The sequence below is a fragment of the Cryobacterium sp. TMT1-62 genome, assembly GCF_004403145.1.
Lineage (GTDB): Bacteria > Actinomycetota > Actinomycetes > Actinomycetales > Microbacteriaceae > Cryobacterium > Cryobacterium sandaracinum.
On sequence record NZ_SOGZ01000007.1, the window covers coordinates 1 to 6,886 of the forward strand.

The following is a 6,886-nucleotide window of genomic DNA, read 5'->3' on the forward strand; positions in this document are numbered from 1 at the left end:
CGACGCCCTCATCGCCCTGGCCATGCTCAGCCTCGGCGGCCACAAACCCGCACTCCCCGGCCGGGATTAACCCACGGAAGCAGCAGGAGAGCCGAGATTTTAAGGAATAAGCCGGTTTCCGGGCTGTTTTGGGCCGTTTCGCGCAAAATCTCCGTCGAACTCGTTCACGCTGCCGGCGGGGCGCGCGTACGGTGCGCGGTCGCTGTCGACGGCACAAGCGCGATCGGGCAGGCCTTCGATGCCGCACCGGAGCGCATTTCCCTGACTCGGTAGGTCTGCGGGTGAGCAGAGCATGACACCATGACTACGTGACTTCCGGGACAGATCCAGCGTTGGTGCCTGAACTTCTGGTGCGGGATCTTGAAGCCAGCATCGAGTTCTGGTGCGACTTGTGCGGATTCACGATTCGCTACGACCGCCCCGATGACGGCTTCGCTTACATCATGCGGGGATCCGCGCACGTGATGCTGGAACGGGCGGGAGCCGGCAGGAACTGGATCACGGGTCCCCTTGAGGTGCCGCAGGGTCGCGGCGTGAACTTTCAGGTGGCCGTGCCCGACGTCGATCCGATCCTGTCGGCCTTGCGAGCGGCGGGCGTTTCACTGTTCATGGCGCCCGAGACGAAGTGGTATCGCGTCGACGACGAGGAAGCCGGTGTGCGCCAGTTCCTGGTCACCGATCCGGACGGCTACCTGATTCGGTTCCAAAGCCCACTCGGCCGCCGGCCGGTAGTCCGGTAGTCCGACAGGCCGGTAGTTCGACGGATGTGCGCCCGGCGGCCGCCTCGGCGGACATCGGCAGATTCGCCAGTCGCCATTCCAACATCCCCTCGTTTAATCGCGTTGCGCGTCGGCCGCTCCGGCGCAGCACGGCCATGGCCTCGTAGGCAAGCACGCAGTACTTGCCGCGGCAGTAGGCGACAACCTCGCGGTCCGTCGACAGTTCACTGAGCCGATCGCTGAGTTCCTCGAGGGGGATGGAGAGGGCGCCGGGAATGTGCGCAGCGTTATATTCCTGCCGTGGCCGCACATCCAGCACGGTGATAGTCCCGGCCGTCGCGCGTGCGAGAAGCTCTTCCCTGGTGATTTCCTCGTGCGTATCGTCGCCCGCCGCTTCGGAGTCATCGAGACCCAGATAGGCGATCCGGATGGATTCGACGTCTGCGAGATGGGTCTGCGCGACGCTGCGCACCAGGCTGTAGAGCCGGGCGACGTCATCCCCGGCGAGTCGGTAGTGAATCCGGGTGCCCTCCCGGCGAGTGCTGACCAGACCCGCATGTTTGAGGGTTTGCAGGTGGGCGGATGCGCTTGTCAGACCCAGGCCGGCCGCGTTCGCCAACGATTCCACCGTGCGTTCGCCCTGGGCGAGCAGGTCGACCAGCTCAAGGCGCTTGCCGCTGCCCAGCGCCTTGCCGACGCGGGCAAACTGCTCGAACAGCGCCGATTTCTTTTCTCGATCGCCCATCTTTTTCCTCTCGGTTCCCTTCACACAAGTATCATCTAATAATCAATGGTTTTCTGGAATAGAATTCGGGCCCGTGCAGCGGCTCCCTCGCTGGAGAACGGACTATGAGTCAGACCCCGAACGCCGCAGACCAACCCAAAGGCGTGCGTCGCGGCATCGTCCTGGGCCTCCGGCAGAACTTCCCCCAGTTCCTGTTGCTCGTCGCGGTCAACGCGCTGGTCGGCGGCACGCTCGGCCAGGAACGCACTGTGCTGCCGCTGCTGGCGGACGAGGTCTTTCAGCTCGACCGTTATACGGGCGCGCTGACCTTCATCCTCGCCTTCGGCTTCGCCAAGGCCGGCACCAACTATTTCGCCGGCACCTTCTCAGACCGCTACGGCCGAAAGCCGGTGCTGGTCGCAGGCTGGCTGATCGCCATCCCCGTTCCGATCCTGCTCATCCTGGGCCCGACCTGGGGCTGGATCGTCGCCGCCAACGTGATCCTCGGGATCAGCCAGGGACTGACCTGGTCGACCACCGTGGTCATGAAAATGGACCTCGTCGGCCCGAGCCGCCGCGGCCTGGCCATGGGCTTCAACGAGGCGGCCGGGTACCTCGGAGTCGCCGCGACGGCACTGGCCACCGGCTACATCGCGGGCGAATACGGGCTTCGTCCTGGCCCGTTCCTGCTCGGCGCGGTCTTCATCGCTCTGGGCCTCGGTCTGTCGGTTATCTTCGTGCGCGAAACCCATCAGCACGCCAAAGTCGAGGCCGTCAACCACCTGTCTGTTCACGCCCACGCCGGCTCCCTCAGCAATCGGGAGGTGTTCACCCTCACCAGTTTCCGGGACCGGTCGCTGTCTTCGATCAGCCAGGCCGGGATGGTCAACAACCTCAACGACGGCCTCGCCTGGGGGCTCTTCCCCATTCTGTTCGCCGCCGCCGGACTCAGTATCGAATGCATCGGCATCCTGGCCGCCGTCTACCCGGCGGTTTGGGGAGCCGGGCAGCTCATCACCGGAGGGCTCTCCGATCGGATCGGCCGCAAAGGTCTGGCTGACCGCAGCCATCCTGCTCGGCGCCGGCACCGCCATGGTCTACCCGACGCTGCTCGCCGCGATCGGCGACGTCGCCCACCCCGAGTGGAGGGCCCGCTCGGTGGGTGCGTACCGGCTGTGGCGTGACGGAGGCTTCGCCGTTGGCGCGTTACTGTCCGGGCTGCTCGCCGACGCCTTCGGTATTCCTACGGCGGTCGCCGTGGTCGCGGCGCTGACCGCGGCATCCGGACTCGTCGTGGCCTTGCGCATGCGCGGAGACGACCATCTCCGTACCCGCAGCCGATGAGCCGTGCCCTTCGCTCCTGCGCACGCACCAACGGTGAACCCACGATGAGGCTCGCGGTCTCCTGAGTGCCGAATTGCTCGTTCGTTGACCACAAGAATGTCGATTCCGTCGACGTACTGGCCGATGAACGGTCGTTTTCTGGTCGGTGGAACGAGGATGGTCTCCCGCCGGGTTATGTCAGCGGCAGGAAAAAAGGTGGGCAGAAAATTCTCTGCCCACCTTTTGACCTGAGGTGTCTTATTTGGCGGTGACCGTGATGAGAGGGCTTCCGACCTCCACGTGGCCAGACGCTGCCTGGTCGACCGATCCGAACTTCTTGGGGTTCGTCACGAGCACCGGGGTGACCAGCGAGTAGCCGGCATCCTCGATCACCTTGCGGTCGAAGGTCACCAGCGGGGTGCCTGCTTCAACGCGGTCGCCCGCGGCCACCTTGACCTCGAAGCCCTTGCCGCCAAGGTTCACGGTGTCGATACCCACGTGAATGAGCATTTCAACACCGCTGTCGAGTCGCAGCCCGAAGGCGTGACCGGTCGCCTGAGCGACGAGAACCTTGCCTGCTCCAGGGGCGTACACGGTGTCCTCGGTCGGATCGATTCCCACGCCTAGACCGACGATTCCCTTGCTGAACACAGGGTCCGGCACGTCCGTCAGTGGAACGACGATACCGGCGATGGGCGAACCAATCGTGGCCAGGACCGTGGCGGTTGCGGTTGCGGTTGCGGTTGCGGTGGCGGTTCCGGTGCCTGTTCCTGAGCCTGACGCACCGGCAACAACCGGGGCTGCGATGTCAGAGTCGGTTGCAGCATCGTCGCTCGCTACGGTTTCCGCAGCCAGAGCCTCGGCGAATTCCGCCTTCTGCTCCGGCGTCTTATAGCCGGAGAGGATCACGAGGATCATCGCGGTGAAGAACGACGCGGTAATGGCGCCCGCGTACAGGGGAATGTTGTCGAACGCGGGGATCGTCAACAGCGAGGTGAAGACGAATGCGCTGGTCTTCACGCCGCCGCCGAGGCCGAGGATGACGCCGCCGACGAGGCAGCCCACGAGCATCCGTGGGTAGATGCGCTTGAACCGAAGGTGGATGCCATAGAGCGAGGGTTCAGAAATACCACCTAGCAGGCCGGCCGCGAGCGCGCCCGTTGCGGTCTGCTTCATCTGACGGTCCTTTTCGCGGATGGACAGGAACAGCACGCCGGCAGTTGCACCGAAGCACGCGAAGTTCCACGCACCCATGGGGCCCTGGATGAAGTCATAGCCGAGGGACTGGATGTTGAGCAGCATGATTGCGTTCAGCGGCCAGTGCAGGCCGAGCGGAACCATGAACGGGTAGGCCAGCGGGATGACGACAGCGAAGATGAACGGCGAGAAGTCGTTGATCGACTTGAGGAAGTTACCGAGTGCGGCGCCGCCGTACACGCCCATGGGGCCGATCAGGAAGGCGGTCAGCGGGATCATGATGAGCATGCAGAGGAACGGCACGAAGATCAGCTGAACGCTGGACGGAATGATCTTCTTCAGATACTTGGTCAGCAACCCGAGAACGACCGCCATGATCAGCGGCGGGAACACCTGCGAGCTGTAGTCGGTGACGGTCAGAGGCAGTCCGAAGATCTGCACGACTGCAGCCTTGCCGCCGAAGACGGTCTCTGCTCCGTCGGTGAGTCCCAGCGCGTTGAAGCCGGGGAGCATGACGACGGCCATGATGCCGAAGCCGACCCAGGGGTCAGCGCCGAGCCGCTTGGAGGCGTTGTAGGCGACCATCAGCGGAAGGAAGACGAAAACGCCCTGCCACATCAGGTTGATGAACGCCCAGGACGGGTCGAGGGTGACGCCTGGTGCGTTCCACGACGGGATGACCCCGAGGGTTGCCATCAGAGCCATGAACGTGATGAACAGGGATGCGCCGAGCAGCGCACCCAGGATCGGGCGGAAGGAGTCGGACAGGATCTCGAAGAACGTGTCCAGCCCGGAGAACTTTCCGCGCGGGCCCTTCGCGCGTTCCGCGGCCTTCACATTGGCGATGGTATCGCCGGTGCCGTGGTCGCCCGCATGCTTCTTCATTGCGGGAAGCGCCATAATGTCGTTGTATACGGTATCTACGGCTCCGCCGACGACGATCTGGTAGCGATCGCCGGCCTGCGGAACAGCGCCGAGAACCAGAGGCAACGCTTCGACGGCCGCTTGGTCAATCCCCGATGCATCCTTCAGCGTGAAACGTAGCCGGGTGGCACAGTGGGTGAGGCCGACGATGTTTTCGGCCCCTCCGATACTTTCAATAATGTCTGCAGCGGGTTTCGATGCCACCTTGGACTCCTTCTGGTGTTGATGCGGAACTTAATGATTCCGCTTGTTACGGCTCAGCGCGAACCACGCTGGCTGGCTGAAGACCGTAATGGTCTCCACGCATCGTTAGCAACGATAACGGTTTTTTGGACACACTTAAGCATAAGGACAACGCCGGCCGTGCGCGGAAGGAATTATGCCGTCGCGAGTCAGCGATGAGTCGATACCATCGCGGGATGGGGAATCACGAAACACATCCGCCGTCGCGAGCAGTCTTGTCCACACCAATTGAAGACCTGTGGCCACCTTTCGGGCTGAAAATCACTTGCGGCCCCGTTACGTTGTCTCCCGTTCGCGACGCTGACCTACCCGAACTCGATGCGCTCGCTGCGGCAGGCATCCACGCGCCGACGGAGATGCCGTTCTTCTTCCCGTGGACCGTAGGTTCCCCGGGCGAGATCCGGTTGCGACTCATGCAATACCACTGGGCACAACGAGCCGAGATGTCGCCGGCGGCCTGGTCGCTCGAGACCACGGTTCGCTTCGACGGTGAGATCGTCGGTTGCCAGAGCATCTCAACCAGGGACTACCTCGTCACGAGAACGGGGGAGACGGGCTCCTGGCTCGGCATGAAGCACCACGGCCGCGGGATCGGTACGCTCATGCGTCAGGCTCTCTGCGCATTCATGTTCGATCACCTGGACGCCGCCGAGGTCACCTCAGCGGCATTCGTTGACAATCCCGCGTCCCTCGCGGTGTCGAGAAAGGTCGGTTACCGGGAGAACGGAATCGGTCGCCTGAAGAGGCGCGACGGCGAGATGGTCTTGAACCAGAAGCTGGTTCTGACTGCCGATACCCTGAACCGCGCCGAGCCCGAACTGAAAGTCGAGGGCGCACTGCAGCTCCGGGACTTCCTTGGCCTGAATGGTCGCGATCAATGATCAGGGCTTCTTCCTCCACATTGTGGGTGTGATCGGGTTATCCACAGGGTGCGTGTAGGTGGGCGGATGCCACGGGTAATGTCGGTGGGTGCCCGTAGCGTGTGTGTCATGAAGCCCTCATTTATTGAAGTGCAAGAGGCTCTCGGGGAGCATTTCGAGGCGATCGCGGAGGCCGAACTGGCCATCGCCGTGGCGTTCGCTCGGCGGGCGGAGTTGGTCGAGGCGGGCCGCCGCTTCGGGCAGGCCCGGGCGAACGCGGCGGCGCGGCTGCCGGGGTCCCGGTGGGACGCGGCCGAGGTCGCTGAGCGGGAGTTCGTCAGCGAACTGGCCTGCACGATCCGGGTGCCGCGCCGCACGGCTGAGAACCTGATCGCGGAGAGCCGCGCCTTGGCCGGCGAGCTTCCGGCCACCCGGGCCGCGCTCGAGGCCGGCGAGATCAGTTACCAGCACGCGAAGGTGGTGATCAATCAGGCCTGGTCGGTTCCCGACGAGGCCAAGGCGGCGTTCGAGGTGGAGGTTCTGCGGTCGGCGGGCACGGTGACGGCGTCGAAGCTGAAGTATCGGGCCCGGCTGCTCCGGGAGCGCCTGCATCCGGAGACGATCCGGGCCCGGCACCAGAAGTCCGTGCGCGACCGGGCCGTGTTCTTCGAGCCCGAGCCCGATGGTATGGCGTCGCTGACCCTGTACGACAGTGCGGAGAAGGTGGCCGGTGCCTACGAGCGGGTGATGCTCGCAGCGTTGAGTCTGCAGGGGCCGGAGGAGGTGCGCACCCTGACGCAGCTCAAGGCGGACGTGTTCGCCGACATCATCCTCGATGGGGTCACCCCGTCCGGCCTCGGCAAGGGCATCCGGGGTGCGGTCAATGTGACCGTGCC

The 6,886-nt window shown here is 64.2% G+C and carries 5 protein-coding genes and 1 pseudogene; 4 read left to right on the forward strand and 2 right to left on the reverse strand.

Annotated features, from left to right (window positions below; translation table 11 throughout):
- Positions 1-335: 335 nt before the first annotated feature.
- On the forward strand, positions 336-740 hold the full coding sequence (locus E3T34_RS02205) for a VOC family protein (protein ID WP_198411424.1): 405 nt from the start codon (positions 336-338) through the stop codon (positions 738-740).
- Here the strand turns inward: E3T34_RS02205 and E3T34_RS02210 are convergent.
- Positions 673-1,488, reverse strand: a complete 816-nt coding sequence (locus E3T34_RS02210) for a metalloregulator ArsR/SmtB family transcription factor (protein ID WP_233191545.1) — start codon at positions 1,486-1,488, stop codon at positions 673-675. The two genes, E3T34_RS02205 and E3T34_RS02210, sit on opposite strands and share 68 nt — an antisense overlap.
- An 80-nt stretch (positions 1,489-1,568) precedes the next feature.
- Between E3T34_RS02210 and E3T34_RS02215 the strand changes: the two are divergent.
- A pseudogene (locus E3T34_RS02215) lies at positions 1,569-2,787 on the forward strand (MFS transporter).
- A gap of 237 nt (positions 2,788-3,024) precedes the next feature.
- Here E3T34_RS02215 and E3T34_RS02220 read toward each other — a convergent pair.
- The gene (locus E3T34_RS02220; protein ID WP_134342024.1) at positions 3,025-5,091 is read right to left on the reverse strand and encodes a glucose PTS transporter subunit IIA; all 2,067 of its coding nucleotides are present in this window, start codon (positions 5,089-5,091) and stop codon (positions 3,025-3,027) included.
- A 320-nt stretch (positions 5,092-5,411) separates the two neighbouring features.
- Between E3T34_RS02220 and E3T34_RS02225 the strand changes: the two genes are divergently transcribed.
- Entirely contained in the window at positions 5,412-6,011 is a 600-nt protein-coding gene (locus E3T34_RS02225; protein WP_198411546.1) for a GNAT family N-acetyltransferase, read from the forward strand.
- Between the two features lie 108 nt (positions 6,012-6,119).
- Positions 6,120-6,886 (forward strand): DUF222 domain-containing protein (locus tag E3T34_RS02230; protein WP_166785816.1); only part of this gene is annotated, 767 nt, incomplete at its 3' end.